Below are 1,422 nucleotides of genomic sequence, written 5' to 3' on the forward strand. Positions count from 1 at the left end.
TCTACTCCCTACTCCCTAAAAGTATCAATATATGTACCTCATAACTTCGGAAACTGCTGTAACATATTTTTGTAGAATTTTGTTATCTTTGAAAAACAATTTTCGACTGGTTATGACAAACAGTTTGATTCAACCTGAGCAAAATTTTGCTATTTGGGCAATTCTTCTCTCAGCAGCAACTATTGGTTTTTGGTCAGAACAGAAAAAGTGGGGTGCAAGTATATCTGGTGCTGTCATAACTATGCTAGTAACATTTTTTCTGTCGAATCTAAGAATTATACCTATTGATGCTCCTGTCTATAATGTAGTTTGGTCTTTTCTGGTTCCCTTTTCTATTCCTCTGCTTTTATTTCAAGCTAATATACTACAAATTATGCATGAATGTGGGCGAGTTTTAATTGCTTATTTTTTAGGTGCTTTGGGAACAATTTTGGGAACTATACTAGCATATTATTTGATTCCTATAGGCGAGTTAGATTGGAAATTAGCTGGAGTTTTCTGTGCTACTTATATAGGTGGATCTGTGAATTTTTTTGCCACTGCTCAAATTATCGAATTAAATTTAGATTCAGGAGATTTGTTAGCTGCAGGAACAGCAGCAGATAATTTGGCTATGACTTTGTTTTTTCTACTTTTATTTGCTTTACCTTCTCTGAAATGGGTAAAACAATTTTTTCCTGGTAATAATTTGCCTCAAGATACAAGCTTCCTAGAACAAAGTAAAAGGAATTTTTCTGAGTCACTCACACAAGAATTATCGGTTCTAGATATGAGTAAAGCATTAGCTATTAGTGGAATATCAGGTGCACTAGGCATTAGTATTGCTAGTTTATTAGGTATTCCTAAAGCAGCAATTTTATTCACCACTATTTTAATAGTTTCTCTAGCCACAATATTTCCCCAATATTTAGGAAAATTAACAGTAGCAGACAAAATTGGTACTTTGTTAATGCAGATATTTTTTGCCGTAATTGGAGCTAGTGCTAATATCTGGAAAGTTCTAGAATTTGGACCAGTTTTATTTTTTTTCGCTGGGGTAATTTTGACCGTTCATTTACTTTTTCTGTTACTTGGTGGTAAATTATTAAACTTAGAATTGGCTGAATTAGTTGTAGCTTCTAACGCCAATTTGGGAGGTGCTACTACTGCTGCTGCTATGGCAAAAGCGAAAAATTGGTATCAATTAGTAACTCCTGCCATTCTTTGTGGTATTTTTGGTTATGCTCTAGCTACTTTTATTGGAGTTGCTCTAGCTAATTTTTTGGGTTAAAAAATAGGGGAAGGAGTCAGGAGTCAGGAGGAATTGGGAGTTGTAGGGGCATCTATCTGAATCGCCCGTACAGAAGAATAGTCCCTTAATTTTTCTGCCTCGCGTTACCCCAAAATCCTCACTTTTTCAGCTCTATTGATCGAAAAGCTGGA

The 1,422-nt window shown here is 35.2% G+C and carries 1 protein-coding gene; it reads left to right on the plus strand.

Translation table 11 applies throughout. The annotated features are described in order from the left end of the window. The first annotated feature begins 112 nt into the window (after positions 1-112). Positions 113-1,270: a DUF819 domain-containing protein gene (locus tag F6K13_RS33140; protein ID WP_124154576.1), complete on the plus strand. Its 1,158-nt coding sequence runs from the start codon at positions 113-115 to the stop codon at positions 1,268-1,270. The last annotated feature ends 152 nt before the right edge of the window (positions 1,271-1,422 follow it).

This window comes from Okeania sp. SIO2B9 (genome assembly GCF_010672505.1).
Lineage (GTDB): Bacteria > Cyanobacteriota > Cyanobacteriia > Cyanobacteriales > Microcoleaceae > Okeania > Okeania hirsuta.

Bases quoted from the DNA above. Each gene is read 5' to 3' on its own strand.
- F6K13_RS33140 (WP_124154576.1), top strand. From the start codon at position 113: ATGACAAACAGTTTGATTCAACCTGAGCAAAATTTTGCTATTTGGGCA.